The sequence below is a fragment of the Pantoea phosphatilytica genome (assembly GCF_051025615.1).
GTDB lineage: Bacteria > Pseudomonadota > Gammaproteobacteria > Enterobacterales > Enterobacteriaceae > Pantoea.
Genome location: NZ_JBPFDF010000004.1, coordinates 84,378 through 110,634 on the forward strand (window position 1 = coordinate 84,378; position 26,257 = coordinate 110,634).

The window sequence follows — 26,257 nt, forward strand, 5'->3', positions numbered from 1 at the left end:
CCGCACAGGCGACCCATCGGTAAGCCTGCCTTTGATTGCCGGATGAGTGCCATCGCCCTGCCGGATAATCTGCACAGGCTCCACCGGATTCAACTCTGCTCATCCTGCACTGTCCCGCACCCAGCAAGCCCTGTCTCGCTGTTCTCTGTAACGCGATCATGATGCCGCAAAACGTGCAATGCTGAGCAATTTCAGGTCTGATAACCACTCAGTCGGCAACGCAGATCGCCGCACAGGGATCTCAGCCCCCCCTGCTTCTCTCTACTTCCAGGTCACACAGCCGATGCTGAAAGAAAACGTTAACGATTTAATTTATCTGGTCGTCGTGGCCGAAGCGCGCAGCTTTACCCGGGCCGCAGCTAAACTGGGCGTCTCCCAGTCTGCCCTAAGCCATGCCATTCGCGGGCTGGAAGCGCGCCTCAACGTCCGACTGCTGACGCGTACCACCCGGAGCGTCGCACCGACCGAAGCGGGTGAGCAGCTGATCAAAACGCTCGCTCCGCTGTTCAGCGAGATCGAAGCAGAGCTGATCGGTGTCACCGAACGTCAGGATAAGATCGCGGGCACTATCCGAATCACCTCCAGCGAGCATGCGCTCACCTCCACGCTCTGGCCGCGCCTGAAACCCTTTCTGCAGCGTTATCCCGATGTGAACCTCGAATTTTCCGTGGATAACAGCCTGACCGATATCGTCAGCGATCGGTTCGACGCGGGCGTGCGGCTGGGCGAACAGGTCGAAAAGGATATGGTCGCGGTGCGTATCGGGCCGGACTGGAATATGTGCGTGGTCGCCACTCACGCCTATTTTGAGCAACATGGCAAACCGGCAACGCCCTATGAACTGCAGCATCACAACTGCATCAATCTGCGTCTGCCGACCCTGGGCGGCCTCTATAACTGGGAATTTATGCGTGATGGCAAACCCATCAGAGTCAAAACGCAGGGGCAGCTAATTTTTAACCATCTCCCGTCGCGTATTGACGCCGCGCTGAGCGGAATGGGGATCGCCTGTGTTCCGCAGGATAGCGTAGCTGAGCACCTGAAACAGGGCCGTCTGGTTCAGGTGCTGCATGAGTGGTGTGAACCTTTTCCGGGCTATTTCCTTTACTACCCCAGCCGACGACAGCACACCCGCGCCTTTTCGCTGCTGCTTGAGGCGATACGCTATCGTGGCTGATGCGCTGTAGAAGCTATTGGCCGGCGTCTGTCACCTGAGGCTGAGACGGCCGGGCCTGACGTCCGGCCGTGACCATCGCCACGACAAACACCAGTGCGAACAGCACGACGATGGTCGGTGCGGGTGCGCTGTCGATAAAGAACGACAGATAAACCCCGCTTAGCGACACCAGCACGGAAACGATGACGGCCACCAGCAGCGCGTGGGAAAACCGACGGGTGAGCAGGAGCGCAATCGCGCCTGGCGCAATCAGCAGAGAGATCGACAGGATAACCCCTACCGCCTTCAGTGTTCCGACAAGCGTCAGGGAGACCATGCAGAGCAGCCCATAATGCAGCCAGCGCGTGGGCAATCCCGAAACCTGTGCCTGCTGCGCATCAAAACTGAACAGCATAAAGTCACGCCATTTCAGCACCATTACGGCTACGACAATGACAGCAATGATCGCAGTCTGGATCATGTCTGCGCCGGTAATGCCGAGCATGTTACCAAACAGGATATGGTCGAGATGCACGTCAGGTTTAACGGCGATGTAGAGGATCAGCCCCGCCGCAAACATGCCTGAGAAGACGATCCCCAGCACCGTATCCTGTTTGATGCGGCTGTTGTTTTGCAAAAATCCACTGGCCACTGCGCAGAATATGCCCGCGACAAAGGCGCCTGCCGCCAGCGGCAGCCCCGCCATCCAGGCAAGCACGATGCCGGGGAATACCGCATGGCTCATGGCATCCCCCATCAGCGCCCAGCCTTTCAGCACCAGAAACACGGACAGGATGGCACAGGGGATCGCCACCATCAGCACCGTCAGTAAGGCGCTGTTCATAAAAGCAAACCGGAAAGGTTCAAGGATCCACATCGGCCAGCTCCTTTTCGCTCTGATAGCGGCTACGACGGCGTTGAGCCAGTAAGCCCTGTTTCGGGGCAAACACAAATGCCACCAGGAACAACAACGTCTGCGCCACGACAATAATGCCGCCCGTCGCGCCATCCAGATAGTAGCTTGCCCAGGCTCCCAGAAAACTGGTGATGCTGCCGATTGCGACCGCAATGATCAGCAGGCGGGGAAAGCGGTCGGTGAGCAGCCACGCCGTGGCGCCCGGCGTCACCACCAGAGAGATCACCAGAAACGCCCCGACGGTCTGCAGTGCCGCCACCGTCGACGCCGCCAGCAGCGTAAAGAACAGGACTTTCAGCCTTTCAGGATGCAGCCCGACGGCGCGCGCATGATTCTCGTCAAAGAAGGTCAGCATCAGATCTTTCCATTTAAACAGCAGGATCAGGCCCGACAGCCCGCCGATCAGGCCCAGCTGAAGGATGTCAGCGGGGTCGATCGCCAGAATGTTGCCCAGCACAATAGTCTGGATGTTCACCGCCGTGGGATTGAGCGACACCATAAACAGGCCAAGACCAAAGAAGGAAGAGAAGATCAGGCCGATAATCGCATCTTCTTTCAGGCGTGTGCGCTGATTCAGTAACAGCATACTGCCCGCCGCCAGCCCACCGGAGAGAAACGCGCCCAGCGCAAACGGCAGCCCCAGCATGTAAGCGCCTGCGACGCCCGGCACAATCGAGTGTGACAGCGCATCACCGATCAGCGACCAGCCTTTCAGCATCAGATAGCAGGAGAGAAACGCGCAGAGTGCGCCCACCATCGCAGCAACCCACATCGCATTGAGCATGTAGTGATAACCAAAGGGTTCCAGAAGCCACGTCATCATCTGGCCTCCCCTTTCTGCGAGGCCCGGGACAGAGGCTGCATGTCATTTACAAGCCCGTTAACCGCGGAATGGCGCAGCGCGCCGCCGAAGGCGCGCTCAAGGTTGGCTGACGTAAAGGTGGTCAGGGTCGGACCGCTGGCGATAACGGTGCCTTTTACCATGACGGTGTAGTCGCAGAATTGGGTGATCGAATCCAGATCATGCGTCGAGACCAGCATTGTCCTGCCTTCGTCGCGCAGCTCGCCCAGCAGGGCGATGATCCGCGCCTCGGTCTGTACATCCACACCGGTAAAAGGTTCGTCCAGCAGAATGACCCGGCCCTGCTGGGCGATGGCGCGCGCCAGAAAGACGCGTTTCTTCTGTCCGCCAGAGAGTTCGCCAATCTGGCGATGCCGGTACGCCAGCATATCCACCCTCGCCAGCGCCTCACTGACAATCTGCTGATCATGTGCGGTCGGGCGGCGCAGCAGGCCCATGTGACCGTAACGCCCCATCATCACCACATCGTCCACCAGCACCGGAAAAGACCAGTCCACCTCTTCTGACTGCGGCACATAAGCCACCAGGTTCTGACGCAGCGCCTGGCGGGTCGGCATACCCAGAACAGAGATTGTGCCGCTGGCGAGCCGGACAAACCCCATCAGCGCCCTGAACAGCGTCGATTTACCGGAACCGTTGACCCCCACCAGCGCCGCAATCGATCCGCCCGGCACGCTGAAGCTGGCATCCCGCAGCGCAGTATGACCGTTGCGGTAAATCACAGTGACGCCTGAAACCACGATAGTCTCACTCATTCTGCTTTTTCTCCCGCCGTGATGCCCTGAACCAGCGTGCGGGTGGTGACGGTGAGCAGATCGAGATAGGTCGGCACGGGGCCATCGGGCGTGCTTAAGGAGTCGACATAAAGCACACCCCCATAATGCGCACCGGTTTCCCGCGCGACCTGACGGGCAGGTTTATCCGGGACGGTGCTTTCACTGAACACCGCCGGGATCTTGAGTTTCCTGACCTGGTCGATGACTTTTCTCACCTGCTGCGGCGAACCCTGCTGGTCAGCATTGATCGGCCACAGATAGAGTTCTTTCATGCCCAGGTCACGGGCCAGATAGGAGAACGCGCCTTCGCTGGTCACCAGCCAGCGTTTATTCTCCGGGATAGTCGCAATCTGCTGCCGAAGCGGGTCCAGCGCCGCGCTGATTTTTTGTTTATAGGCCGCCGCATTCTGGCGATAGGTTTCCGCACGGGCCGGGTCATGCTGGATCAGCGCATTCCGGATGTTATCAACGTAAATCAGCGCATTGTCGGGTGACATCCAGGCGTGAGGATTAGGTTTCCCGTTATAGGGCCCCTCGCCGATGCCAATCGGCTGAATGCCGTCGGAAACCACCACTTCCGGCACGCCGTCGAGGTGCTGATAGAAACGCTGAAACCAGCGTTCGAGGTTAAGGCCGTTTGCCATAATTAATTGCGCACCCTGAGCCCGCTTAATATCGCCCGGCGTAGGCTGATATTCATGTATCTCCGCACCCGGCCGGGTGATGGAAACGACCTCTGCCGCCTCGCCCGCGACGTTCCTGACCATGTCAGCAACAACAGTGAAGGTGGTCACTATCTTAAATTTCTCTGTTGCATTACTGCTGGTGGGCATCAGCGCGATCAGCAGCGCGCCGGTTAAGAACGCAGCCATCTTCTTTATCGGGGCCATGAAGCGATCTCCGGATATGGTGAAATTTCAGGCATAATTAGCCTCTGCTATTTTTTATAGCACAGGCTATATTTTACTGACAGCATCGGAATGTGAAGTTTTTTAAGCGTCGGCGGGTGAATGTGAAGTTGTGTCAGCTAAATAAATAAGCTACTGATATATAGTCTTTTAATCCTGTCTGAAAACTGGCCCTGTCTTTCGCTTTTTTCTGCAGAGCGGGGCAGTAGCCGTCTGTTTAATCGTATTGTCGTCAGGAGAGCGTGCAAACACCCGTTTCCCGGCTCAGAAAAAAAGATAACCCGGCCACCCGACGGGTGTCGGCCTGCAGAGCATCAGAACAGGCGCGAGATATCATCCGGATAATTAAAATAATCTCATTGATAGGCTGAATTGATTAAATTCAGTAATTTTTTTTGCTAGAGTTAAAGTTACTTACCGCAATCACCCAGGAGGATATTTTGTTTTTTTCAAGCGACGAAAAAGCGAATGTCATCATTGGCGAAGCCGCAATGAACCTGTTTAATGCCGGTCAGGAAGTGAACGTTGAACTGCTGATTAAAGAACTGCTGATTATGGCTGGCTCAGAAGTCAACGAGTACCGCCTTGAGCAGATGCAGGATGCGCGTCAATGGTTATCAGGATTTAAAACGATCGGTTCCCGTACCGGTGCGGCAAACTGGCTGTCCGGAAACGTCGCAACAGAATCCGCCGTTTCTGAATCTGCTGATGATATTTATTTCAGGCACTGATTTCAGCCCCTGACTCTCCCGACCTGTACAACAGGTCGGAGCTATCCCGGATTGAAACGATACAACTTTCTGGTACAATTTCTCCCTCGCTGTAACCCCCCCTCAACACGCTGTTTTAAAAGGTTTAGCACTTTTTGCACAAAAATTGTAATCTTAAAAACTCAAAATCTTGTACAAGTTTTTTAAAAAGGTATAACTTACGCACATCTACGATGTATAACTTACGCACATCTGTGATGTATAACTTGTGCATCACTGTGCGATTGATTTAAATCACCTGAGGAAAAATAACATGCGTCAGAACGGACAGTCCCCGGAAACGTTCAGCGACATTGCCCGTTACTTCAATCAGGCCAGCTCTCCTTCTCAACAGGAAACGCTGGGATCTGTCGTGGTGGAAATTCTGCGCGCAGGCAACAGCCTCAGCCGTAAAGCCATCTGCAGTAAGCTTCTGCATCGTCTTGAACAGGCTTCGACGCCAGCAGAAGAGCAGCACCTGCACGAATTAATTTCGATGCTTTTCCGCCGCGAAGAGTAATTGCCTTTACGGCAGCATGAGTTATTCAGGATGCCCGTTTTTCAGTAGTCCAGGACGGTTTAACGTAGTAAAAAGCCCAGTACTGCTTTCCCGTATACGGTGCGCCCGACCGCACCCGATGACGCATACGGACCCGCAGCATGGCCATTGATTCGTAATCAGAGAAGCCAGTATGTACAGAAGTGAAGATGAGAAACTGACAGATGTGATGATCGGCGAAGCCGTTCTTACATTGCTGAAGTCAGACAAACCGGTGTCCAGCAACGCCCTGATCGCGCAACTTGAGATAATGGCGGCTCACGCAGATAACGACGCAAAAGTGTCGGTTATCCGCAAAGCCATAACTGAGGTGCGCAACGGCATGGTCGCTGCGCGCAAACGTGTCCAGAATGAGGGTGCGGAACGCGACAAGACGGTACATCGTATGACCAGCGATGGCCCGCCTGAGGGTTCGAAAAAGCACTGATAGAAGGTATTGCTTACCTGTTGCAGGCGGCTGGTAATAAGCGAAGCGGCAAAGCAACAGAGAAATGTTTTTATGCAGGCTGGGCAAAACGATAACAGCATCTACACTCGTTTTGACATCAACCATTGCGTCTGACTAATTTTCTTCAGAGAACGAAAAAATCATGCAACACTCTTCATCAGATTCTTCCATCATTGACTATTTTCGTAGCGAAGGCGATCTGCTGGCTCAGGAAACCGAACTGCTCGGTGCGCTGATCAGAGACATCGTGGCCGATCAGGGTCGCGTCACCAATAAAGCCATTATTCTCTATCTGATTGCAGAACTGGAATGCACGTCAGATGTGGTCAGACTGGATGTGCTGCGCAAAACGCTGGAAATAGTGGTGGGTCGCACGCCTGACGACACCGGCATCTGATTTCCTTTCCTGCGCTGTCCCTGACAGCGCAGGTTAACTCTCCGCCGCGATGTTGATGCCTGCCTTATTTCTGTTTGCTGACGCGCCTGTGTCTCTTAAGAGAAATCCTGTATAACATCCTGATATTATTAATTTTTTAAAATATAAGAGAAAGCGATCCTGACAGCCGATCGCTTTCCGCGGACAGGTCACTTCTGCACAGCATAATAAAGAACCGGACAGCATAAGCCGGTTATTTTATGAACAGAGATTATCTTTCCATTCTGATTGAAATATAACCGGCGGTGTGAAAAATAAAGCCCCTGACGCCTGACCGCTGTGTATTGCGGCTTATTCTCAGCTCAGAAAAGGATTCAGGGGGATATGAGAGGGGCGTTTCTGGAGGGCGCCTGGCGTCGGCCCCACCGGCTTTAGTGCATCTTGCGGCTGAAAAAGCTTATCGCTTCCTGGCACAATGCTCTCAGCCTGCTGTCACGCGTCTCTTCGCTCAGGCGAAACAGCGCGTCCGTAATGTCGTGAAAATGAACTGGCTCTCCCGCCTTGATCAAATCACTGACCACCGCGCCGACAAGCGCACGGATTTCATTATCATTATCGTACTTCACACGACCTCCCGACGGTGTATGAATATCCAGTCTAACATCAGCAGGAGCTAAAAACCAAAAAAGCCAGCGCAGCCGAAATATAAGCGAAGCGGCAGAAAGGTTATTTATTAACCGATAACAGGCGCCTCTCTGATATTATTTATGCCTGCGTGACCTGCCACTGAATAATAGATAGAAGAGTCCCGTATTCCTTGCCAGATTAATTTTCTGTTTATAAATGTTAACCGCCTGAATTTAAATCGCACGGACCCTGCGCCCGCCTTCTCTTCTCCAGATAAACTTCACCGACGCCAGGTCACAGCAGAGTGTGCGACCCGCCATATTCTGAACAAAGATCTCAGTCCGTCAGCAAAAGCGGCCCCGCGCTATGATAAAACGGTGCTTATCTTCCGCAGTCGTGAGCAGCGAATGGTCCGATTCACCCACAAACAGATTGCAGCCCAGTCGGGACTGAGCCTGGCAACGGTTGATCGTGCTCTGCATCAGCGCGGTAATGTTCATCCGCGAACCCAGCATCGCATCCAGCAGGCGATAGCGGACCTGGAGCTGATGCAGAAAGCCGGACTCGCCAGGGGACGAACCCTCTACTTTGACGTGATTATGCATATTCCGGATCGTTTTCAGCCCCTGATCCGTGAGGCGCTGACCAGCCAGATCGCCAGCTTTGCTGCTTTCAGGCTTCAGCTTCGCTTTCACTTTGGCGCAAACCTCACCGCCGAGGCGATTAATCAGCTGCTGAATAAAAAGGCCCTGCACAGCCACGGCGTCATTCTGAAAGCAGCCTGCTCCGGCGAACTGAACCCCACGGTTGAAGCCCTGCTCCGCCAGCGTGTGCCGTTGGTGACCATGATGAGCGATTTGCCTGGCAGCGCGCGTCTGCGCTATATCGGCATGGATAACTTCGACGCCGGTAAAGTGGCGGCATTTCTGATGTCCCGATGGCTGCGGGTGACTCGTTCGCACATCGTTGCGGTAACCGGCAGTCACGATTTCATTGGTGAGCAGGAGCGAATCCAGGGGTTTCAGCAAGCGATGCAGACGTTTGCGCCTCAGCATCGGGTCAGCGTGGTGGCAGGTGGCTATGGTATCGATGCACGGATGCACCAGTCGGTCACACAATTTCTGCAGCAACATCCGGATGCGGATGCCGTCTATACGGTCGGCGGCGGTAATCCCGGCATATTACGCGCCTTTGCGGAACAGAAGCGCCAGATCAACGCGGTTATCGGGCACGATCTCGATCAGGAAAACTGCGCACTGTTGCAGGCAGGAAAAATCGATGCGCTGATCGAGCATAATCTGCAGCTTGATGCACTGCACGCCTTCCGGACGCTGCTTGAGTTTCATGGGTTTCTGCCGGCAACCACCCCGCCCGCCCCCTATTCTAAAATCAATATCATCACCCGCTACAACATGACGGCCTGACTCATCAAGTCATTCATGAGCACCACTCATAGCCGCTTGCAGAACAGGCGGTCTAATCACATTCTGCCTCATCAATTACACTATCCATAAACCTCAACGACAGGAGTGAATGATGAAAATTATTACCAGCGGTTCGCAGCCTTCCCGAAACGGCCCCGCCGACTATTTTACCGGCAGAGTACGGATTGATGCCCCCTTTCAGGCAACTGAACCCGCCCGCGTGGGCGGCGCAACGGTGACCTTCGAACCGGGTGCGCGTACGGCATGGCACACCCATCCCCTCGGCCAGACCCTGATCGTCACGCACGGCCAGGGCTGGATCCAGTGTGAGGGTAAAGCCATTCAGGTGATGAACTGCGGGGATATCGTCTGGATCCCGGAGAATGTAAAACACTGGCATGGTGCCACGCCAGATAACGCGATGACCCATATCGCGATAGCGGAATCCCTGAATGGCTCACCGGTGACGTGGCTGGAGCAGGTCAGCGACGCGCAGTATCAGTGCTGATGGCCGCAGATCCAATCCTGACATGATCGATCAGGGCCCGCAGTTTGGGTGCCAGGTTTTTGCGGCTGGGAAAGTAGAGATAGAAGCCGTCAAAGGCGGGCAGCCACTCATCGAGCAGGGTCACCAGTTCACCGCGCGCAATAAAGGGCTGAAACGTCTCCTCCATGCCAAAGCTGATGCCGCCGCCCGCGCAGGCGGTGCGGATCATCACCCCCATGTCATTGGTGGTGAGCTGCGGATTGACGGCAACATCAAATTCCCGGCCCTGCTCAGCGAACTCCCAGCGATAGGGGGCCAGCCCCGGCCCTTTTCGCCAGCCGATGCAGCGATGATGAACCAGATCCTGGGGATGGCGCGGCATTCCCGCACGCGCCAGATAGTCGGGTGAGGCGACCGCCACCTGCCGCTGCGGCCGGGACACCGGCACCGCGATCATATCCTGCGCGATCACCTCCCCCAGCCTCACCCCCGCGTCATAGCCCTGCCCGACGATATCAAACTCCTCATCGGTGACGGTGATGTCCAGCTCAATACGCGGATAGGCGGTGATGAAGCCTGCCAGCAGTTCTCCACCCAGCATCCGCTCTGCTATCGAAGAGATAGCCAGCCGCAGCTGACCGCGCGGCTCAGCCGCCAGTTCAGCAACATCCGCTACGGCGCGGTTGAGCTGATTAATCGCTGGCGCGACTTCGGCATAGAGCCGCTGCCCGGCCTCCGTCAGCTGCACCGAACGTGTGGTGCGCTGCAGCAGCGTGATATTAAGGCGGTCTTCCAGCCGCCGCAGACTCTGACTGATCGCCGGGCGGCTGACGCCCAGCTGCTCTGCCGCCAGCCGGAAATTCTGCGTCCGGGCCACAATTACAAAGATTTCAAGCGCATTTTTATCAGTCATCATTGGTTAGCCTGAGTTACCAGTCCATGAAGTAATCAGTGGATTATCTTTATAATCCAGCCGCCGTATGATCGCCAGTGACAACTTAACGGGAGAAATTCTATGTCTCAGAAAGTGATTTTAATTACCGGCGCATCAAGTGGCATCGGCGCAGGCATTGCGCGTGAACTGGCAAAAACCGGGGCCACTCTGCTGCTGGGCGCACGGCGTGAAGATCGTCTGACGGCGCTGGCGGAAGAGCTGCGATTCAATGGTGCAGAGGTCGCGATCAAGGCGGTGGACGTGACGCGCCGTGACGAGGTGGCACAGTTTGCGGAATATGCACGGGAGAAATGGGGCCGGGTCGATGTGATGATCAACAATGCCGGCATTATGCCGCTCTCTCCGATGGCGTCGCTGCGGGTCGAAGAGTGGGATCAGATGATCGACGTGAATATCAAAGGCGTGCTTTACGGCATCGCGGCCGTGCTGCCCGGCATGCTGGCCCGCCAGTGCGGGCACATCATTAATATTGCTTCGATAGGCGCGCTCGCCGTGTCGCCGACGGCGGCAGTTTACTGCGCCACCAAGTTCGCGGTGCGGGCGATTTCCGACGGACTGCGCCAGGAGAACAGCCAGCTGCGGGTGACCTGCATACATCCGGGCGTGGTCGAGAGTGAGCTGGCGTCCACCATCACCGATCCAACCGCCGCCGAAGCGATGCGGCACTATCGCGCTATCGCGTTGCAGCCCGACGCCATTGGACGTGCCGTGCGCTACGCCATCGAACAGCCCGAAGAGGTGGATGTAAACGAAATTGTGGTGCGGCCAACCCGGACTCAACAATAAAAAAATGGCCCGATGCGCAGTGCATCGGGCCATAGGATCAGTACAGGATTTTGCGGGTTCGCTGTATGGTAATGGCAATCGCTGTCAGCGCCACTAGCATCAGGAATATCCCCAGCCCCACCATCGCGTTAAAGCCATACGCCTTAAACAGCAGCAGCCCGGCAATACAGCCGCTCAGGAACGAAAACACCGTGGTCAGGTGCGTGTGCAGCACCTTCTGGAAAAAGCGACGATCGTCGGTTTCAAGATGAACAGCGTGTGACGTATGCGCGAAGATCCAGGAGCCCAGCGCAATACCGGCATCGGTCAGCGTACCGGTGATATGGGTCGATCTGACGCGGCCATTGGAGAGCTGCGTGGAGGTGGCATTGTGAATGCCCATTAAAAAGCCCAGCATCACCAGCACTTCGCCATTGAAACTCGGCCGGTAGAACATCAGTTCAAAAATTGACGCCGCCGTCAGCGCCGCCCCTTCCGCCAGAATAATCAGACAGAAAATGGTGCGTAGTCTGTATTTGTGCCCCACCACGACCGCCAGCCGCGCAACGGTGCAGCCCAGCACAAAAGCCCCGATCAGCGCCATCAGAAACAGCATGGTATGCAGGTCGCTGGTGGTCACTTCCTCCGAGATCTGCGACGTATTACCGCTCATGTGCGATGGAAAAAACCCAAAGGCACCCAGCGCCATGGCGTTAAGAATGCCGGCCGTGGTGGCCAGCACCAGCGCCAGCAGACGATCTTCAGTATGCGAACGAACTTTCTTCTTTTTTATCAGCACAGGCTTCCCCACATCAGATGAATGCTTAACGTTCCTTCAAACTTTCAAGCATACAACCTGACAGCGATAATTCCTGTCAGAACCAGAATACTCTGACGAAATAAGCCATTAATTTTGCTGATTTTTATAAAGCAGTTTCAGTTTACTTTTAAAAGTGTCAACGACGTGATAATTCACTTACATAAGCGCAGCGGCAGGGTCCCTCGCAGCCTCAGTCAACCACAAAGAGGGTGGCGCCGACGGCGGTCGATGAGCGATGCGGTTCGGCATTATCCGCCACCTGATAACTGACGCCCGGCGTCAGCACAAACTGACGACCATCGGCCAGTTCGGTGTGCAGTTCGCCTGCCATACAGAGCAGGATATGGCCTTTGGTGCACCAGTGATCGGCGACATAACCGGGGGAATAGTCGACCATCCGCACGCGGATAGTGTTAAACGTGACCGTCCGCCAGGTCGCCTGCCCCTGGTCGCCGGGATGAATCGTCTCTTCAACCTGATCCCAGTGCGTCAGGCCAAACGGCAGATTTTCAATTTTCATCCTGTCTCTCTGAAATGGGTTGAAAGGAACGCGTTACGCCAGCGCCTGAGTCACCGCGTCTTCCGCGTGAATCAGAGTAGTATCGAACAGCGGTACGCTGGCATCCGTGGCGTCCACCAGCAGGGTAATTTCGGTGCAGCCCAGAATAATAGCCTCGGCTCCCTGCGCCACCAGCTTCTGCATGATCTCCCGGTAGCGCAGACGCGACGCGGGATTGATCTCGCCCAGGCAGAGCTCGTGATAAATCACCTCATGGACAAATGTCCGATCGGCTTCATCCGGGGTAATGATCTCAAGGTCAAACCGATCGCGCAGCCGTCCACGATAGAAATCCTGTTCCATGGTAAAGCGCGTTGCCAGCAGCCCTGCTTTACGCACCCCGGCCTGCCGGATGCGCCGCCCGGTGGCGTCGGCGATGTGCAACAGCGGGATCGCCGTCGCGGCGCTGATTTGCCCGGCCACTTTGTGCATGGTGTTGGTACAGAGCACGATAAACTGCGCGCCAGCCCGTTCCAGATTACGTGCTGCTTCAGCCAGGATCTCACCTGCCTGCTGCCATTCGCCCGCAGCCTGAAGCTGTTCGATACGCTGAAAATCCACGCTGTAGAGCACCAGCTCCGCCGAGTGAAGACCGCCAAGCTGCTGTTTAACCTGCTGGTTCAGGATACGGTAATAGAGAGCGGTGGATTCCCATGACATGCCGCCTAACAATCCAATGACTTTCACAACGGACTCCGGGTTCAGGGGGTGAAATCCCAGCATGCCAGATTGCCATTAATCGGCAATGCGTTTATTCAGCCGCTACGCCGCCCGGATGGCGTACAAACAACCTGAACGTTGCCTCAACAATGGCTAAACGGGGTTAACGGCAGGCAGAATCTGTGGCAGGATACGCGCCCTGCGTCTGGCCATACCCGGCTGACTTAACTGCTTATAACCGGTGACTCAAATGGCTAAAGTTAAAATCCTCCTTCCCCTGCTGCTGATCCTCGCGCTGGCCGCCTGGTGGTTTATCCCCCATGACAGCGAAGAGGATAAGGCGTATTACGTGGCAGTGTTCTGCGCGATTGATCATCAGGATAGCCAGACGGCTGATCAGCAGATGCGCAATGTGATCGAGGGCGGCAATTCCGACTATGCTCTGCAAAAAATCCATTATAAATCGTCGCTGGGTCGCCGTGTCATCAGCCACTGGCAGGATCTCACACCGGATGAACAGCAGCGCGCCACGCAGGATAATTCTGCCTGTCAGCAGTTATTGAATCGCTAATCCGGGGTGCAGGGAGCTCCTCTGTTCACTTTAATGATGAAGGAGTCGCCATGACCCAGCCAGAACGTAAAAACTATCCGCAACTGGGGGACGTTAAAGCGCCCTATGTGCATGCAGTGAAACACGGCAGCACACTCTATGTTTCCGGGCTGACGGCGTTTGGTACGGCAGCGCAGCAGGGAGAGATAGCTGAGCAGGCGGAAGCCATTTTTGAACAGCTCCGCCTTGTTGCAGAGGCCGAGCAGACCTCACTCGGCGCACTACTGAAGGTAACGATATTCGTGACATCGTTCACCGAAATAAATGCCCTGCGCGAAGTCCTCTATCGCTATTACGGTGATCATCTGCCCGCCAGCTCGCTGGTGCAGGTCAGCGGACTGTTCTCCCCGGATCTGCGCATTGAGATTGAGGCCATATTCGCCCTCTGAGCGACGGGCGTCAGAGCAGCATTGCTGAGGCGGCCGCGCCGCGCGCCAGGTAGCCGATGCGATAGACCTCCTGCTCACCCGCGGGCCGCTGAGAGGACGCACGGAGCGTTATCCCCTGCCAGCGGGTCACATCCCAGGCGCTGAAACCGGATCTCTCAGGCAGCGCGGTAAGATCCGTATGAGGCGGGATCGTCCAGCGCTCCAGCGTCATAAAGCGGGCTTCGGCTAAATCCGGTATCGGAGCCTGGTCCTCAGAAGCCAGCCAGCATTCGGGAGTCGGCCAGCCAAAATCCCGGACCAGCGCGGCGAAGCCGGGCGTCTGCAGGAAACGCTGCATCGCTCGTGCCTCCTGCCAGAAATAGATCGGCGCATAGCGGTTTTCCCCTAAGCCCCCCTCCTCACGGCGGGCACAGAGATACGCTTTGGCTATCAGCCCCGGAAAGCCATCCAGCCTGGCGCCATTCTCTCTGATCCGATGTTCGATAATGCCCATATCGTAGTCGGCGGGCAGAGTAAAACGGTAGTGCATCACAATCATAACGCCTCCTGAGCCAGCATCCGGCCGCCGCTGAAGCTCCACTCTTCGGTGGTGTTAAACTGGATAACGATCATTACATCGTCAGGACTGATTCCCATCTCCCTCTGCAGCGCCGTGCAGAGCGCATGATAAAACTGCTGCTTCTGCTGCCGGGATCGCGGCCTGCCTGCCGTTATCTGAAACAGTACAAAATCATCGCTGCGGCCGCCGCTCAGATAGTGACGATCGAATACCCGCTGAGCGACAGGCAGCATCTCAATGATCTGAAAGCAGTCCTGCCGGGGGACGGAAAACTCCGCCACCAGCGCCTGCTGAAGCAGCCCGGAGAGCTGACGCAGCGCCGCATCGCTGTAGCCCTGACGCAGGGTTATTCGTGTGACGGGCATGCGTTGTCCTCCAGATAGTTCAGCGCGGTAACGGCGGCAGGCCAGCCCGCGTAAAACGCCAGATGCGTGAAACTTTCCACCAGCTCATCCCGGTTCAGTCCGTTTTGCCGGGCAAACCGGATATGCCAGGGGAGCTGCTCAACCCGTCCCAGCGCCGTCAGGGTTGCCAGCGTCAGCAGGCTGCGCTCCCGTGCTGACAGCTGGTCGCGCTGCCAGATATCGTCAAACAGCACCTCACGGGTCAGTTCTGCCAGTTTCGGTGCCTGCTGTGCCAGTGTTTCTCTGTTCAGTGAAGTTTTCATTGCACACTCCTTAGGGGTCAGACAGAGTGTCACCCGGGATGATCATCCTGAAAATCAAATTAATCAGCACTAACCCTTCACCTTTGCAGGACGATAATGGACAGGTTACCGGAATCTCTGGATATGGATGCGCTGCGCAGTTTTGTGGCGGGAATAGATGCGGGGAGCTTTGCCCTGGCCGCGCAGCATCTCTGCCGGTCCGCCTCAGCCGTCAGCGCGCAGCTCAAAAAACTCGAGCAGCAATGCGGTACGCCGCTGGTAATGAAAAAAGGGCGACATCTGCAACTGACCCGCAGTGGAGAACAGCTGATGAGCTATGCCCGACGGCTGCTGACGCTGAACGACGAGGCGCTGCGTGCGGTAAAAGGCGAAGGATTACAGGGGGAGATCCGTATCGGCATGCAGGAGGATTTTGGCGAAGCCCTGATGCCCGCCATTCTCGGCGCTTTTAACCGCCAGCATCCGGATGTGATGCTGACAGCAAGGGTTGACCGCAATCAGGCGCTGCTCACGGCGCTGGCGCGTCATGAACTGGACCTGGCGCTACTCTGGCAGTCTGAACGGCAGCGTGGCACGCAGCTGATTGGCCACTGTCCGCTAGCCTGGATACAGCATCCGGCTTTTGATCTGGCGGGCTTTTTGCAGCGCGCGGAGCCGCTGCCGCTGGTGGTCTTCGATGCACCCTGCGTGATGCGGTCCCGCGCCACGGAGGCACTCGATCGGGCCGGTATTCCGTGGCGCGTGGTGTTTACCAGCCACAGCCTGAGCGGGATCTGGGCCGCACTGCAGGCCGGGCTGGGGATAACGCTGCGCACCCGCGCCGGGTTGCCGGAGACGCTTGTGGTGGAATCGCAGCGGCTGCCCGCGCCCGGCTCTCTGGATATCGCGCTGGCCTGCGCCGATCAGGAAAATGATCCGGCACGCGCGCTGTTGCAGCATCTGATCGCAGAAGCCGCTCTGCCCTTTGTGACGGGCTGACGGCGGTTCACAGGGCCTGCTGGATCAGCGACGCGCAATACTCCGCAGAAAGCTCGCGATCGCCGAACAGGATATGGAACATGACGGGTGCCACGACCAGATCGACCACGCGATTAACGTCAAATCCCGTCTCTCCGCGTGCCAGCGCACGGCTGTTGAGCGTTTCCAGATGCTGATAGGTGAAGCCGCAGCATCGCTGGCTGGCCTGTTCCGCATGACTGCCAATCACATCGGCCAGCAGTTCACGGCCAACCTTCGACGACATCTCCTCAACATAGTGCTGAATAAAGACATTAAGGTCGCCAGTCATCGAACCGGTATCTTCCGGTTCCGCGATCGGCCGCATCCGCGCCAGGGCCACGTCCGCCAGCAGCTGCGTCAAATCGCCCCAGCGCCGATAAATCGTTGAGGGCGTAACGCCTGCCTGATCTGCGATCATCGGCACCGTAATGGCAGAACGTTCATGCGTTTCCAGTAACCGGTTTACCGTCGCATGCACCTCCGCCTGGATACGTGCGCTGCGTCCACCCTGACGAATCATCTCCTTCGCCATCTCTCTCTCTCCTGCTTTAGCAATCCTGGTCATTTTAAAGCAACGAAGTTGCATTAACAGATAGCGGCAGTGTACCGCATCTCAGGCTGAGCAGGCGGTAAAGTGTGCTAAACGAAGTCGGGCGCGGCTAAAGCCGCACCTCGGGTAAAGCGGGAAGGGATTAACCGGACGTCGCGTCACCCTTTTGCGCCGCCAGCCAGTCACGGCGGGTCAGGGTATAGATCAGGCTCGGCGGCAGGTCTTTCAGATCCTTTACCTTTTTCAGAAAGGTTAAGCCTGCTTTTTCCAGCACCCGGCGTGACGCCAGATGATTTTCCCGCACGACACCCGTAATGATGCTCAGCCCGGCCTCTTCAAACCCGTAACGGATGGCTCTTTGCGAAAGCTCGGTCGCGTAGCCTTTGCCCCAGGCGTCCGGCTCAAACCGGTAGCCGAGGTTATTGGTCGGATGACCATCAAACCGGCTTCTGAAAACGCCCCCAAAACCGATGATTTTCTCCGGGCGTGCTTTCTCAAAAATGGTCCAGTCGCCGAACCCGTCATCCTTATAGCTCTGTAATCTGAGTTCCATAGAATGAACCGCGTGTGCCCTGTCAGGCCACGGGCCCCTCGGGTTAAATCTGTGTGTCTCAGGGTCGCCAAAGATTCTGAAGAGATCGTCCAGGTCTTCACGAAGGGTATAACGGTAAAGCAAACGCTCTGACTCCCAATACATCGACGGCTCCTTGTGGGTACTGAAATTCACTTTGTGTCAGCGACCTGTTCTGCCGCCCGGCTGTGCAGAGACGACAGCAGGCAGCCAGAAAAATGAATATTCCGGTAATCGGCTGTTTTCCCTTGTTTTTACCACCAGCACGCTGAACAAAGATCACAAACCACAGTGCCACAGTTCCGGCGGCGATGCCATTGGTGTTAATGTTCTGTTAAAGCCGGACGCCGGTTTTTTCGTCTGTCATCGCTGGCGTCCTGAAGCGTGGATTATTCAGCAGAGAGGATATGAATGGCTGAACAGAGCAACATCATCACTGAACTGGCGGAACTCGAGAGTCTTTATGGCAGTGTCGCCCGCCCTTCTATTGCAAAGGTCACCGCTTACATTCACCCCGCCTATCGTCCGTTTATCGAAGCCTCACCTTTTGTGGCGCTGGCGACCTCGGGGCCGGAGGGACTGGATGTCTCCCCGCGCGGCGATCCGGCCGGATTTGTTGAGATCCAGGATGAAAAAACGCTGCTGCTGCCCGACAGACGCGGAAATAACCGTATCGACAGCCTGCGCAACATTCTGCATGACAACCGGGTTGCGCTGCTGTTTCTTATCCCCGGCATTGGCGAGACGCTGCGGGTGAACGGCACGGCGGCGATCAGCACCGATCCGGCGTTGCTGAAGCGGTTTGCCGTCAACCATCATCAGCCCGGAACTGTACTGCGCATCAGCGTGGAGAGCGTCTTCTTTCAGTGCAGCCGCGCCATTATCCGCGCAGGATTATGGGATGCCGACACGCAGATTTCCCGCCAGGCCCTGCCGAGCACCGGTTCGATTCTGAAACAGATTGCAGAGATCGACGGGGATGCCTATGACAAAGCGCTGCCGGAAAGGCTGAAGAATTCACTGTATTGAGTGCCGTTCTGGTCTGATGATCTCGCCGCCAGCTTTAAGCCGTGCATGGCCAGCCAGAGCGGCACCGATGACCAAAACCGGGCGTTACACGAGGTTCTCAAGCCGTTGCTTTGCATCAGGATACTCGTAAGAGGTGACTTCAATTTTGTTATCACTGAGATCGCTGAAATAAACGGACATGGAGACGTCATGGTCACTGACGCTGAAGGGAATATTATGTTGCTTCAGGACCGGAATCAGTTCGCTGAATGACCGGGCTGCGACCCTGAAAGCCACCGTATGACCCGGATGCTGCGATCGCCGGAGAAAAAGGGAAAGGGATGCCCCGTGGTTACGGATCACCAGCGGTCCGCCCTGCCCGAACCAGAATAAAAGGGACTCGTCGCGAGAAAAGCCCAGGATGGTCTGGTACCACCGCTCGGCAAGCTCAATGTTTTCAACGTACAGATGAATATAGTCGATCTCGTCTATTTTCATTTTCCCGCCTCCTGTTGGTTTCAGAAATCTTCGCCAGGTTCCCTCTGCTTAACAACCCGATGAGCACACAGGAACATGAAACTCCTGGTTATTCTGGCGTGCAGAAATCGACCTTATGACTTCACTCACAGCCTGAGTAAGGCTCTTTCATAAAAACCTCGGCCGGTTTCAGCGTTCCTTTCCCTCTTCCTTCCCGCAGCAGGATTTGTTAAAGCAAAGATATTGCATTAAGGCACCGTTCGCCGTATACCTTAAAGCTAATATTTTGCATTAAGGTGATCGTTATGAACCCTGTCCTGACGCCTGCAGCCGCCACCCGCACCACACTTTTCAGCTTTACCAGTGCAGTACTGATTTCAGCGACCAGCAGCGCCCCCACGCCGCTTTATCCGCTCTATCGTACGCTGTTCCACCTGTCGCCGCTCATGCTGACGCTGGTCTTTGGCGCCTACGCTTTTGCCCTGCTGGCCGCGCTGCTGACGGCAGGAAAAGTGTCGGACTTCACGGGGCGGCGACCGCTGATGCTGCTGGCCCTGGCGCTCAATGCGCTTGCGCTGGTGATTTTCATGCTGGCCAGCTCGGCGGCAACGCTGATTACTGCCCGGCTGGTGCAGGGGTTTGCGACCGGCATCGCCCTGCCAACCTTTGGAGCCAGCCTGATCGACGCCAGCAAAACCCGCGGGCCGCTGCTGAACTCCTTTACGGCATTCCTGGGAATGACCCTGGGCACGCTGGCAGGCGGATTTCTGGTGAGCTTTGCCCCTTTTCCTACCGTCACGCTCTACGCGCTCTTGCTGCTGATGATGCTGGCGGCCATGGCGCTCTTACCCCTGATACCGGAAACCATCGCGCCTCAGCCCGGCGTTCTGGCCGCCCTGCGTCCTCAGGTCACCATTCCGCGCCGCGCGCTGGGCCCTCTGCTGAAAGTGACGCCGGTGAATATCGCCACCTGGATGCTGGGCGGCTTCTACCTTTCTCTCATGCCAGGCATGGTCGCCAGTGCCACCGGGCTGACCTCACCGCTTATCGGCGGATCGGTTGTCGCCACGCTGATGCTGAGCGCAACGGCTGCGGTGTTACTCTTCCGTCTGCTTCCCCCTGCACGCGCACTGGTTATCGGGACGCTGATGCTGATAACCGGCGTCACGATCACCCTGACCGGCCTCTCTCTGCACAGCGTGGCCTGGCTCTATGTCGGCACGGCGATTGCGGGCCAGGGATTCGGATCAATTTTCTCCAGCGTGCTGAAAATCATTTTGCCGCTGGCGGAAGGTCACGAGCGCGCCGGTCTGTTTGCGGCCTTTTTAGTGAAAAGTTACCTCGCCTTTGCCCTGCCCGCGATTGCCGCTGGCATCGCTGCTCCCCATATCGGACTGAACCAGACCGCCTGGTATTACGGCATGACGCTGATTGTGCTGGCGCTGATGTCGCTGCTGGCCGTCAGAGGGCGTGCATTCGCGGACATACCCGGTTCCTGACATCGCGCCACGCACCCTATAGCCGTTGCATCCCCCTGAAGCGGCATTTTCACTTACACTCAACGGATTAATTTCAGGCGCAGTGGACGCACAATCCCATGAGTATGATGTCAGCAGCCCGGTCAGAGGCGATCTTAGCCCGTTTCTCAGCCGCCACGCGGCAATGGTTCTCTGCCGCCTTTTCGGCCCCGACGCCGGTTCAGCTGGCGGCCTGGGAAGCCATCGCCCGTGGCGAGCATGCGCTGGTAATCGCCCCCACCGGCTCCGGGAAAACGCTGGCGGCCTTTCTTACCGCCATCGACACCCTGTTCAGCGCCAGAACGGACGATCCCGCACCCGCGCGTGAAAACACCACCCGCATTCTCTATATTTCGCCTGTGAAGGCGCTGGCGGCTGACGTGCAGCGTAACCTGACGCTGCCACTGGCCGGGGTCAGCGCCCGCCGTGAGGCACTGAACGCGCCCGCCATCACCCTGTATGTCGGCATGCGTTCCGGTGATACGCCCGGCGCAGCGCGTGCCCGGCTGCTGCGATATCCGCCCGATATCCTCATTACTACTCCGGAATCGTTGTTTCTGATGCTGACATCGAAAGCCCGCACCACACTGCAGGGAGTGACGACGGTGATCGTTGATGAGGTACATGCGGTCGCGGGGTCGAAACGGGGGTCCCAGCTGGCGCTGAGCCTGGAGCGGCTGGATGCGCTGCTGCCACAGCCCGCTCAGCGCATCGGGCTCTCGGCCACCGTGCAGCCGGTCGAACGCGTTGCGGCCTTTCTGGGCGGCTGTCAGCCCGTCCAGGTTGTCAATCCGGCCGCCACACGCACGCTGCATCTGACGATCGAGGTGCCGGTCGCCGATATGACCGACATCGCCGAGGGTGAAGATCCCACGACTGAATCTCCTGCTGTCGGCGGTTCGATCTGGCCACACATTGAGGCGCGTATTCTGCAGCAGGTGATGGCGCATCGCGCCACGCTCGTCTTTGTCAATTCGCGGGGACTGGCGGAAAAACTGACGGCGCGTCTTAACGCACGCTATCTTGCCGGATGCCGTCCGGCTGGCGATCGGGAGAGTGATAACAACAGGGACGACAACCTTATCGCCCGCTCGCATCACGGTTCCGTGTCGAAAGAGCAGCGAAGTCATATTGAAGCCGCGCTCAAAGAGGGCAGCGTGCGTTGCGTGGTGGCGACGTCGAGCCTGGAACTGGGTATCGATATGGGCCCGGTGGATCTGGTGATCCAGGTTGGTGCGCCGCTGTCGGTCGCCAGCGCGCTGCAACGGGCAGGAAGGGCCGGGCATCAGGTCGGCGGCGTATCGACCGGGATCCTGTTTCCCCGCACCCGGCGCGATCTGCTGGATACCGCCGTCACACTCGAACTGATGCAGACCGGGCAGCTGGAGGCGCTGACCCCGCCGCATAACCCGCTCGATATTCTGGCGCAGCAGACACTGGCGGCGGTTGCCATGGAGAGTCTGCACGCCGACAGCTGGTTTGAACGGGTGCGCCGGGCCGACCCGTTCCGCGCGCTGCCTCGCCGGCTGTTTGACGCGACGCTGGATATGCTGGCTGGAAAATTTCCCTCAGATGCCTTTGCTCAGCTCAGGCCGCAGCTGGTGTGGGATCGGGAGAATGGCCTGCTGACAGCACGCCCCGGCGCGCAGAAACTTGCCGTGACCAGCGGCGGCACCATTCCCGATCGGGGCACGTTCAGCGTGATCCTGCCGGAAGGCGAGGAGCAGGCGGGCTCCAGGCGCGTGGGCGAGCTGGATGAGGAGATGGTCTATGAGTCACGGATCAACGACATCGTGACTCTGGGCGCGACATCGTGGCGCATCCAGCAGATCACCCATGACCAGGTTGTGGTGGTGCCAGCGCCGGGTCGTCCCGCCCGCCTGCCGTTCTGGCGCGGAGAAGGGGTGGGCCGCAGCGCCGATTCAGGTGCCCGCCTCGGCAGGTTTCTGCGTCAGCTGAACCGCGACGCGTCAGAGGATGATGCAGCCCGGCTCAGTGCGCTGGGACTGAATCATCATGCCGTCAGTAATCTGCTGGCGCTGGTGGCTGAACAGCGTGCTGCCACCGGCGTCGTGCCGGATGACCAGACGCTGCTGATTGAACGCTGCCGGGACGAAATTGGCGACTGGCGGCTGATCCTGCATTCGCCGTGGGGAAAACGGGTCAATGCGCCCTGGGCGCTGGCAATCGGCGCACGCATCCGGCAACGCCTGGGCATTGATGCCTCCGTTGCTGCCAGCGATGATGGCATCGTCGCCCATTTTCCCGCCAGTGAAGGCGATTTGCCTGGCGCTGACCTGTTTCTCTTCGACGCGGATACACTCTTCCGGTTCGTAGCGGAAAGCGTCGGCCAGTCGGCGCTGTTTGCCGCCCGTTTCCGGGAGTGCGCCGCACGGGCACTGCTGCTGCCGAGGCGCAATCCGGGTAAGCGTTCGCCGCTCTGGCAGCAGCGACTGCGTGCCGGTCAGCTGCTGGCCGTCGCACAGCAGTATGATGATTTCCCCATCATGATCGAAACCGCCCGCGAATGTCTGCAGGATGTCTATGACCTGCCTGCCCTGCATGCGCTGATGAAACAGGTGGCTGAGGATCGCGTCAGCGTGGTTGAGGTGACGACCGCCCGGCCCTCTCCTTTCGCCGCGCCGCTTTTATTCGGCTACGTCTCGGAATTTATCTACGCCAGCGATGCTCCGCAGGCGGAACGGCAGGCCTCCCTGCTGACGCTCGACAGCAGCCTGCTGGGTGAGCTGCTCGGCCAGATACCGGAACGCGATCTGCTGAACGCGGAGGCCGTGAAGCAGACTGAGCAGCTTCTGCAACGCCTTGATCCCCGCTATCAGGTTTCGCACGCCGAGGGCATTGTCGATCTGCTGCGCGACCTCGGCCCGCTCTCCGTGGCGGCCATCGCGGCCCGCTTTGCCGGCAATCCTGACGCGATCTCCCCGGCCATCACGCAGTTCGCGGCTGCCCGGCGGATTATTCCGGTCACTGTCGCTGGCGAATCGCGCTGGGCGGCGATCGAAGATGCAGGCCGCCTGCGCGATGCGCTGGCCTGCACGCTGCCGGATGATCTGCCCGCCACCTTCCTGGCATCGGTGGCCGATCCTTTGGGCGATCTGATCAGCCGCTACGCCCGCACGCATGCACTGTTCACAACCCGACAGCTCGCCACCCACTTCGGGCTGGGCACCGCCGTAGTAAACGGGCGGCTGCACGCCCTGCAATCCCAGGGCAGCCTGATGAACATCGGTGCAGTCGCAGGCGCGTCAGAAACAGAGTGGGTCACTGCGGAGAACTTCAGACGTCTGCGCTTACGTTCACTGCAATCAGCTCGCGAGGCGACCGAGCCGGTGCCCCCTTCCGCCTGGGTTCGCCTGCTGCTGGAGCGGCACGGTTTAGATGATCTGCAGCGGGAAGAAAGTCAGGGTGCCAGCGGGCTGCTGCGGGTAATTGAACAGCTCGCTGGCGTGCCGCTTCCGGCTTCATTGTGGGAATCACAGATCCTGCGGGCCCGGATCCGCGACTATCAGCCTGCAATGCTCGACGCGCTGTTAGCCAGTGGCGAGGTGATCTGGTACGGGCATAAAGCCCTGGGCCAGAATGATGGCCTGATCTCATTTCACCTCTCTGTCTTTGCGGCAGAAACGCTGCCGGTGCAGGAGACCACGCCAGCTCTCTCCTCGCTTCAGCAGGCTCTTTACGACACACTAAGCCAGGGAGGCGCATGGCTTGTTCATGAGCTGACGGCGAAAATGGAAGCGAGTGCACCGGAAACGGCGGATATCAATGACGCGCTGTGGCAACTGGTGTGGCAGGGCTGCATCACCGCGGATAGCTGGATTGCCGTACGCAGCCGTCTGAGTGCGCCGGGCGTGACACGTTCACGTCCGGCGCGGACCCTGCGCACCCGATTCGGTCATAGCTTTACGCCAGGCGCGTTGCCCGCACGCCGTCCGATGGTCAGCACGCTGCCCGGGCGCTGGTCGCGGATAGCGCGGCAGGCGGTTGCGCCTGCCCGGCTGGCCCTGTCGCTGGCGGAGAACCTGCTGGACCGCTATGGCGTCATCACGCGCGGCTGTGTGGTTTCAGAACAGATCCCCGGCGGCTTTCCGGCCCTGCAGCCGGTATTGCGCGGCATGGAAGATGCCGGGCGGCTGCTGCGCGGCCGGTTTGTCGCCGGAGCAGGCGGCGCGCAGTTTGCCGATCATCAGACCATTGAGCGGCTGCGGCAGCTGGCAGAAGACTCCGGGGCCGCGGCGGAGGCGGTCGTGCTGGCGGCCTCTGATCCGGCGAATCCGTTTGGCGCGATGCTCAGCTGGCCGTCACACGCCAGCGCAACCCGGCCTGTCCGCCGTCAGGGCGCGCGGGTGGTCATCGCGGACGGTGCCCTGATGCTCTACCTGACGCCGGGTGGCAAAGAGTTACTGACGTTCAGTGACGATGTCACACGGCTGGAAGCCGCGGTTGCCGCGCTGGGTGCGTCGCTGAAACGTGAAAAACCTGCGAGCTTTACGCTGGAAACGGTGGCGGGTCAACCGGTGTCGCACTCACCCCTGTTTAATGCGCTGCGCCACGCCGGTTTTTCCCGGGTACCGCAGGGATTCAGCTGGTACCGCTAGCGCAGGTTTCAGCACATCGGCGAACGCCTGCGCGGTCATCCTGGATCGGTCCGCAGGCTGAATGCCGCCCTCTTCCGCACACTCTTTCCTCAAAGAACGCCGCTTTATTTCTCGCGCCTGTCAACACCCGATAGTTGCCCTGCTGAATCACCATTACACTTGATCTACACCCATGCAGGAGGTTCTCATGTCAGACAACACCATGACTTACCAGTTAGGCGATCGTAACGTAAACCGTATCGGCTTTGGCGCTATGCAGCTGGCCGGGCCGGGCGTGTTCGGGCCGGTTAAAGATGAAGCCCGTGCCATGCAGGTTTTGCGCGACGCGATTGAAGCAGGCGTCAATCATATCGACACCAGCGATTTTTACGGCCCGCACGAAACCAATCTGTTAATCAAAAAGAGCCTCTATCCCTATCCGCAGGATCTGTGCATTGTGACTAAAGTCGGTGCCCGCCGTGACGCCAAAGGCGGCTGGCATGCGGCGATGGAACCGGAGGCGCTGACCCAGGCCGTGGAAGATAATCTGCGTCATCTGGGGCTGGACGTGATTGAGGTAGTGAATCTGCGCAGTATGCTGCATCCGGCCAGACCGAAGGAAGGTTCGCTTGCCCCGCAACTGGAAGCGCTGATGGCCTTAAAGGATCGTGGGCTCATCCGTCACATTGGCCTGAGTAACGTGACCGCCACCCAGATCGCTGAAGCTCAGGCGCTGACACCGATTGTCTGCGTGCAGAATATGTATAACCTCGCGCACCGTCAGGATGATGAGCTGGTGGACAGCCTGGCTCAGCAGGGCATTGCCTGGGTGCCCTTTTTCCCACTGGGCGGCTTTGCGCCGCTGAAGCTGGCGAAGCTGAATGAGGTTGCTGCCTCTCTGAATGCGACACCGATGCAGGTCGCGCTGGCGTGGCTGCTGCGCCGTTCACACAATATCCTGCTCATCCCCGGCACCTCCTCCCCTGAACATCTGCGGGAGAATCTGGCCAGCGGCAATCTGGTGCTGTCGGATGAAGTGATGGCGACCCTGAATGCCCTTTAATCTGCGAGCAACGGGCTCCCCGGGACGTGATGCCGTCACGTCCTGAGCAGAACAACAGCGGCATGATTCTGCGGATATGCGTATGGCGAAAGAAAACGGATTGCTGTCAGGGGTAGCGGAGAAGATGCCCTGCTGACGGGCGTTTCCGGCGTTAACCGGCCGCGATTTCACAGTCCGGTGCTGGCGATTTCAGGCTGAAATC

At 57.9% G+C, this 26,257-nt stretch carries 30 protein-coding genes; 15 read left to right on the forward strand and 15 right to left on the reverse strand.

The features are described 5' to 3' along the window. The first annotated feature begins 283 nt into the window (after window positions 1-283). On the forward strand, window positions 284-1,177 hold the full coding sequence (locus ACR6AS_RS15375) for a LysR family transcriptional regulator (RefSeq protein ID WP_293772610.1): 894 nt from the start codon (window positions 284-286) through the stop codon (window positions 1,175-1,177). 13 nt (window positions 1,178-1,190) lie between these two features. Here the strand turns inward: ACR6AS_RS15375 and ACR6AS_RS15380 are convergent, their stop codons facing one another. Genes ACR6AS_RS15380 through ACR6AS_RS15395 form a run of 4 tightly spaced genes read right to left on the reverse strand, consistent with a single transcriptional unit; the run spans window position 1,191 to window position 4,600 of the window. Next, window positions 1,191-2,033, reverse strand: coding sequence for a metal ABC transporter permease (locus ACR6AS_RS15380; RefSeq protein ID WP_111138894.1), 843 nt, complete (start codon window positions 2,031-2,033; stop codon window positions 1,191-1,193). Next, on the reverse strand, window positions 2,020-2,892 hold the full coding sequence (gene sitC / locus ACR6AS_RS15385; protein WP_434163171.1) for an iron/manganese ABC transporter permease subunit SitC: 873 nt from the start codon (window positions 2,890-2,892) through the stop codon (window positions 2,020-2,022). The genes ACR6AS_RS15380 and sitC overlap by 14 nt, the downstream gene beginning before the upstream one ends. Then, window positions 2,892-3,689 (reverse strand): manganese/iron ABC transporter ATP-binding protein, encoded by a 798-nt coding sequence (locus tag ACR6AS_RS15390; protein ID WP_111138895.1) that lies wholly within the window; start codon window positions 3,687-3,689, stop codon window positions 2,892-2,894. Before ACR6AS_RS15390 ends, sitC begins: the two co-directional genes overlap by 1 nt. Next, complete coding sequence (locus ACR6AS_RS15395) at window positions 3,686-4,600, reverse strand: metal ABC transporter substrate-binding protein (RefSeq protein ID WP_111138896.1); 915 nt, start codon at window positions 4,598-4,600, stop codon at window positions 3,686-3,688. The genes ACR6AS_RS15390 and ACR6AS_RS15395 overlap by 4 nt, the downstream gene beginning before the upstream one ends. Window positions 4,601-5,058: 458 nt before the next feature. Here ACR6AS_RS15395 and ACR6AS_RS15400 point away from each other — a divergent pair, with 458 nt between their 5' ends. The 4 genes from ACR6AS_RS15400 (at window position 5,059) to ACR6AS_RS15415 (ending at window position 6,771) form a co-directional block, all read left to right on the forward strand. Continuing rightward, on the forward strand, window positions 5,059-5,349 hold the full coding sequence (locus ACR6AS_RS15400) for a hypothetical protein (protein WP_111138897.1): 291 nt from the start codon (window positions 5,059-5,061) through the stop codon (window positions 5,347-5,349). A 292-nt stretch (window positions 5,350-5,641) separates the two neighbouring features. Then, a complete protein-coding gene (ycgZ, locus tag ACR6AS_RS15405; RefSeq protein WP_111138898.1) occupies window positions 5,642-5,887 on the forward strand; it encodes a regulatory protein YcgZ in 246 nt (81 codons plus the stop codon). Between the two features lie 172 nt (window positions 5,888-6,059). Further along, the gene (locus tag ACR6AS_RS15410) at window positions 6,060-6,353 is read left to right on the forward strand and encodes a hypothetical protein (RefSeq protein WP_111138899.1); all 294 of its coding nucleotides are present in this window, start codon (window positions 6,060-6,062) and stop codon (window positions 6,351-6,353) included. Window positions 6,354-6,516: 163 nt separating this feature from the next. After that, the gene (locus tag ACR6AS_RS15415; RefSeq protein WP_434162841.1) at window positions 6,517-6,771 is read left to right on the forward strand and encodes a biofilm/acid-resistance regulator YmgB/AriR; all 255 of its coding nucleotides are present in this window, start codon (window positions 6,517-6,519) and stop codon (window positions 6,769-6,771) included. Window positions 6,772-7,181: 410 nt separating this feature from the next. On the opposite strand, the gene ACR6AS_RS15420 is transcribed toward ACR6AS_RS15415, so the two are convergent. Next, window positions 7,182-7,376: a hypothetical protein gene (locus tag ACR6AS_RS15420; protein ID WP_111138901.1), complete on the reverse strand. Its 195-nt coding sequence runs from the start codon at window positions 7,374-7,376 to the stop codon at window positions 7,182-7,184. Window positions 7,377-7,784: 408 nt separating this feature from the next. On the opposite strand from ACR6AS_RS15420, the gene ACR6AS_RS15425 reads away from it, so the two are divergent. Continuing rightward, entirely contained in the window at window positions 7,785-8,801 is a 1,017-nt protein-coding gene (locus tag ACR6AS_RS15425) for a LacI family DNA-binding transcriptional regulator (RefSeq protein ID WP_111138902.1), read from the forward strand. A 112-nt stretch (window positions 8,802-8,913) separates the two neighbouring features. Next, window positions 8,914-9,309, forward strand: a complete 396-nt coding sequence (locus ACR6AS_RS15430; RefSeq protein ID WP_434163173.1) for a (R)-mandelonitrile lyase — start codon at window positions 8,914-8,916, stop codon at window positions 9,307-9,309. Here the strand turns inward: ACR6AS_RS15430 and ACR6AS_RS15435 are convergent. After that, the gene (locus tag ACR6AS_RS15435) at window positions 9,284-10,204 is read right to left on the reverse strand and encodes a LysR family transcriptional regulator (protein ID WP_418798913.1); all 921 of its coding nucleotides are present in this window, start codon (window positions 10,202-10,204) and stop codon (window positions 9,284-9,286) included. The genes ACR6AS_RS15430 and ACR6AS_RS15435 overlap by 26 nt on opposite strands. A 99-nt stretch (window positions 10,205-10,303) precedes the next feature. Between ACR6AS_RS15435 and ACR6AS_RS15440 the strand changes: the two genes are divergently transcribed. Continuing rightward, a complete protein-coding gene (locus tag ACR6AS_RS15440) occupies window positions 10,304-11,029 on the forward strand; it encodes an SDR family oxidoreductase (protein ID WP_111138905.1) in 726 nt (241 codons plus the stop codon). Window positions 11,030-11,066: 37 nt separating this feature from the next. Here ACR6AS_RS15440 and ACR6AS_RS15445 read toward each other — a convergent pair whose 3' ends face one another. The 3 genes from ACR6AS_RS15445 to ACR6AS_RS15455 form a co-directional block, all read right to left on the reverse strand. After that, window positions 11,067-11,807 carry a YoaK family protein gene (locus tag ACR6AS_RS15445; protein ID WP_111138906.1) on the reverse strand — a complete coding sequence of 247 codons (741 nt, stop codon included), beginning with the start codon at window positions 11,805-11,807 and terminating at the stop codon, window positions 11,067-11,069. Window positions 11,808-12,018: 211 nt separating this feature from the next. Beyond that, window positions 12,019-12,348, reverse strand: a complete 330-nt coding sequence (locus ACR6AS_RS15450; protein ID WP_111138907.1) for a DHCW motif cupin fold protein — start codon at window positions 12,346-12,348, stop codon at window positions 12,019-12,021. A 33-nt stretch (window positions 12,349-12,381) separates the two neighbouring features. After that, entirely contained in the window at window positions 12,382-13,074 is a 693-nt protein-coding gene (locus ACR6AS_RS15455; protein WP_128084640.1) for an aspartate/glutamate racemase family protein, read from the reverse strand. A gap of 223 nt (window positions 13,075-13,297) precedes the next feature. Between ACR6AS_RS15455 and ACR6AS_RS15460 the strand changes: the two genes are divergently transcribed. After that, window positions 13,298-13,618: a hypothetical protein gene (locus tag ACR6AS_RS15460; RefSeq protein WP_111138909.1), complete on the forward strand. Its 321-nt coding sequence runs from the start codon at window positions 13,298-13,300 to the stop codon at window positions 13,616-13,618. Window positions 13,619-13,668: 50 nt separating this feature from the next. Continuing rightward, the gene (locus tag ACR6AS_RS15465; RefSeq protein ID WP_434162848.1) at window positions 13,669-14,046 is read left to right on the forward strand and encodes a RidA family protein; all 378 of its coding nucleotides are present in this window, start codon (window positions 13,669-13,671) and stop codon (window positions 14,044-14,046) included. Between the two features lie 10 nt (window positions 14,047-14,056). Here the strand turns inward: ACR6AS_RS15465 and ACR6AS_RS15470 are convergent, their stop codons facing one another. The 3 genes from ACR6AS_RS15470 to ACR6AS_RS15480 are packed head-to-tail and all read right to left on the reverse strand — an operon-like array spanning window position 14,057 to window position 15,272. Then, on the reverse strand, window positions 14,057-14,584 hold the full coding sequence (locus ACR6AS_RS15470; protein ID WP_434162850.1) for a DUF4865 family protein: 528 nt from the start codon (window positions 14,582-14,584) through the stop codon (window positions 14,057-14,059). Beyond that, window positions 14,581-14,970, reverse strand: a complete 390-nt coding sequence (locus ACR6AS_RS15475) for a tautomerase family protein (RefSeq protein ID WP_418798905.1) — start codon at window positions 14,968-14,970, stop codon at window positions 14,581-14,583. The genes ACR6AS_RS15470 and ACR6AS_RS15475 overlap by 4 nt, the downstream gene beginning before the upstream one ends. Further along, the gene (locus ACR6AS_RS15480; protein WP_293772588.1) at window positions 14,952-15,272 is read right to left on the reverse strand and encodes a carboxymuconolactone decarboxylase family protein; all 321 of its coding nucleotides are present in this window, start codon (window positions 15,270-15,272) and stop codon (window positions 14,952-14,954) included. The genes ACR6AS_RS15475 and ACR6AS_RS15480 overlap by 19 nt, the downstream gene beginning before the upstream one ends. Window positions 15,273-15,368: 96 nt before the next feature. Between ACR6AS_RS15480 and ACR6AS_RS15485 the strand changes: the two genes are divergently transcribed. After that, on the forward strand, window positions 15,369-16,250 hold the full coding sequence (locus tag ACR6AS_RS15485) for a LysR substrate-binding domain-containing protein (protein ID WP_111138914.1): 882 nt from the start codon (window positions 15,369-15,371) through the stop codon (window positions 16,248-16,250). A gap of 7 nt (window positions 16,251-16,257) precedes the next feature. Here the strand turns inward: ACR6AS_RS15485 and ACR6AS_RS15490 are convergent, their stop codons facing one another. Further along, on the reverse strand, window positions 16,258-16,803 hold the full coding sequence (locus ACR6AS_RS15490; RefSeq protein ID WP_111138915.1) for a TetR/AcrR family transcriptional regulator: 546 nt from the start codon (window positions 16,801-16,803) through the stop codon (window positions 16,258-16,260). Window positions 16,804-16,963: 160 nt separating this feature from the next. Beyond that, window positions 16,964-17,518, reverse strand: a complete 555-nt coding sequence (locus tag ACR6AS_RS15495; RefSeq protein ID WP_434163175.1) for a GNAT family N-acetyltransferase — start codon at window positions 17,516-17,518, stop codon at window positions 16,964-16,966. Between the two features lie 285 nt (window positions 17,519-17,803). Here ACR6AS_RS15495 and ACR6AS_RS15500 point away from each other — a divergent pair, with 285 nt between their 5' ends. After that, window positions 17,804-18,421: a pyridoxamine 5'-phosphate oxidase family protein gene (locus ACR6AS_RS15500; protein WP_111138917.1), complete on the forward strand. Its 618-nt coding sequence runs from the start codon at window positions 17,804-17,806 to the stop codon at window positions 18,419-18,421. 84 nt (window positions 18,422-18,505) lie between these two features. Here ACR6AS_RS15500 and ACR6AS_RS15505 read toward each other — a convergent pair whose 3' ends face one another. Further along, the gene (locus tag ACR6AS_RS15505; protein WP_434162855.1) at window positions 18,506-18,898 is read right to left on the reverse strand and encodes a VOC family protein; all 393 of its coding nucleotides are present in this window, start codon (window positions 18,896-18,898) and stop codon (window positions 18,506-18,508) included. Between the two features lie 284 nt (window positions 18,899-19,182). Between ACR6AS_RS15505 and ACR6AS_RS15510 the strand changes: the two genes are divergently transcribed. From ACR6AS_RS15510 to ACR6AS_RS15520, 3 genes are all read left to right on the forward strand, one after another. Next, window positions 19,183-20,376: an MFS transporter gene (locus tag ACR6AS_RS15510; protein ID WP_434162857.1), complete on the forward strand. Its 1,194-nt coding sequence runs from the start codon at window positions 19,183-19,185 to the stop codon at window positions 20,374-20,376. A gap of 104 nt (window positions 20,377-20,480) precedes the next feature. Then, window positions 20,481-25,013 carry an ATP-dependent helicase gene (locus tag ACR6AS_RS15515; protein ID WP_434163178.1) on the forward strand — a complete coding sequence of 1,511 codons (4,533 nt, stop codon included), beginning with the start codon at window positions 20,481-20,483 and terminating at the stop codon, window positions 25,011-25,013. A gap of 187 nt (window positions 25,014-25,200) precedes the next feature. Next, window positions 25,201-26,055 carry an oxidoreductase gene (locus ACR6AS_RS15520; RefSeq protein WP_434162859.1) on the forward strand — a complete coding sequence of 285 codons (855 nt, stop codon included), beginning with the start codon at window positions 25,201-25,203 and terminating at the stop codon, window positions 26,053-26,055. Window positions 26,056-26,257: the final 202 nt, after the last annotated feature.

What these genes read in the sequence shown, in the direction of transcription:
- ACR6AS_RS15375 (WP_293772610.1), top strand. Translation starts at nt 284, where the DNA reads ATGCTGAAAGAAAACGTTAACGATTTAATTTATCTGGTCGTCGTGGCC.
- ACR6AS_RS15380 (WP_111138894.1), bottom strand. Translation starts at nt 2,033, where the DNA reads ATGTGGATCCTTGAACCTTTCCGGTTTGCTTTTATGAACAGCGCCTTA.
- sitC (WP_434163171.1), bottom strand. Translation starts at nt 2,892, where the DNA reads ATGACGTGGCTTCTGGAACCCTTTGGTTATCACTACATGCTCAATGCG.
- ACR6AS_RS15390 (WP_111138895.1), bottom strand. Translation starts at nt 3,689, where the DNA reads ATGAGTGAGACTATCGTGGTTTCAGGCGTCACTGTGATTTACCGCAAC.
- ACR6AS_RS15395 (WP_111138896.1), bottom strand. Translation starts at nt 4,600, where the DNA reads ATGGCCCCGATAAAGAAGATGGCTGCGTTCTTAACCGGCGCGCTGCTG.
- ycgZ (WP_111138898.1), top strand. Translation starts at nt 5,642, where the DNA reads ATGCGTCAGAACGGACAGTCCCCGGAAACGTTCAGCGACATTGCCCGT.
- ACR6AS_RS15410 (WP_111138899.1), top strand. Translation starts at nt 6,060, where the DNA reads ATGTACAGAAGTGAAGATGAGAAACTGACAGATGTGATGATCGGCGAA.
- ACR6AS_RS15415 (WP_434162841.1), top strand. Translation starts at nt 6,517, where the DNA reads ATGCAACACTCTTCATCAGATTCTTCCATCATTGACTATTTTCGTAGC.
- ACR6AS_RS15425 (WP_111138902.1), top strand. Translation starts at nt 7,785, where the DNA reads ATGGTCCGATTCACCCACAAACAGATTGCAGCCCAGTCGGGACTGAGC.
- ACR6AS_RS15430 (WP_434163173.1), top strand. Translation starts at nt 8,914, where the DNA reads ATGAAAATTATTACCAGCGGTTCGCAGCCTTCCCGAAACGGCCCCGCC.
- ACR6AS_RS15435 (WP_418798913.1), bottom strand. Translation starts at nt 10,204, where the DNA reads ATGATGACTGATAAAAATGCGCTTGAAATCTTTGTAATTGTGGCCCGG.
- ACR6AS_RS15440 (WP_111138905.1), top strand. Translation starts at nt 10,304, where the DNA reads ATGTCTCAGAAAGTGATTTTAATTACCGGCGCATCAAGTGGCATCGGC.
- ACR6AS_RS15450 (WP_111138907.1), bottom strand. Translation starts at nt 12,348, where the DNA reads ATGAAAATTGAAAATCTGCCGTTTGGCCTGACGCACTGGGATCAGGTT.
- ACR6AS_RS15460 (WP_111138909.1), top strand. Translation starts at nt 13,298, where the DNA reads ATGGCTAAAGTTAAAATCCTCCTTCCCCTGCTGCTGATCCTCGCGCTG.
- ACR6AS_RS15465 (WP_434162848.1), top strand. Translation starts at nt 13,669, where the DNA reads ATGACCCAGCCAGAACGTAAAAACTATCCGCAACTGGGGGACGTTAAA.
- ACR6AS_RS15470 (WP_434162850.1), bottom strand. Translation starts at nt 14,584, where the DNA reads ATGATTGTGATGCACTACCGTTTTACTCTGCCCGCCGACTACGATATG.
- ACR6AS_RS15475 (WP_418798905.1), bottom strand. Translation starts at nt 14,970, where the DNA reads ATGCCCGTCACACGAATAACCCTGCGTCAGGGCTACAGCGATGCGGCG.
- ACR6AS_RS15480 (WP_293772588.1), bottom strand. Translation starts at nt 15,272, where the DNA reads ATGAAAACTTCACTGAACAGAGAAACACTGGCACAGCAGGCACCGAAA.
- ACR6AS_RS15485 (WP_111138914.1), top strand. Translation starts at nt 15,369, where the DNA reads ATGGACAGGTTACCGGAATCTCTGGATATGGATGCGCTGCGCAGTTTT.
- ACR6AS_RS15490 (WP_111138915.1), bottom strand. Translation starts at nt 16,803, where the DNA reads ATGGCGAAGGAGATGATTCGTCAGGGTGGACGCAGCGCACGTATCCAG.
- ACR6AS_RS15495 (WP_434163175.1), bottom strand. Translation starts at nt 17,518, where the DNA reads ATGTATTGGGAGTCAGAGCGTTTGCTTTACCGTTATACCCTTCGTGAA.
- ACR6AS_RS15500 (WP_111138917.1), top strand. Translation starts at nt 17,804, where the DNA reads ATGGCTGAACAGAGCAACATCATCACTGAACTGGCGGAACTCGAGAGT.
- ACR6AS_RS15505 (WP_434162855.1), bottom strand. Translation starts at nt 18,898, where the DNA reads ATGAAAATAGACGAGATCGACTATATTCATCTGTACGTTGAAAACATT.
- ACR6AS_RS15510 (WP_434162857.1), top strand. Translation starts at nt 19,183, where the DNA reads ATGAACCCTGTCCTGACGCCTGCAGCCGCCACCCGCACCACACTTTTC.
- ACR6AS_RS15515 (WP_434163178.1), top strand. Translation starts at nt 20,481, where the DNA reads ATGATGTCAGCAGCCCGGTCAGAGGCGATCTTAGCCCGTTTCTCAGCC.
- ACR6AS_RS15520 (WP_434162859.1), top strand. Translation starts at nt 25,201, where the DNA reads ATGTCAGACAACACCATGACTTACCAGTTAGGCGATCGTAACGTAAAC.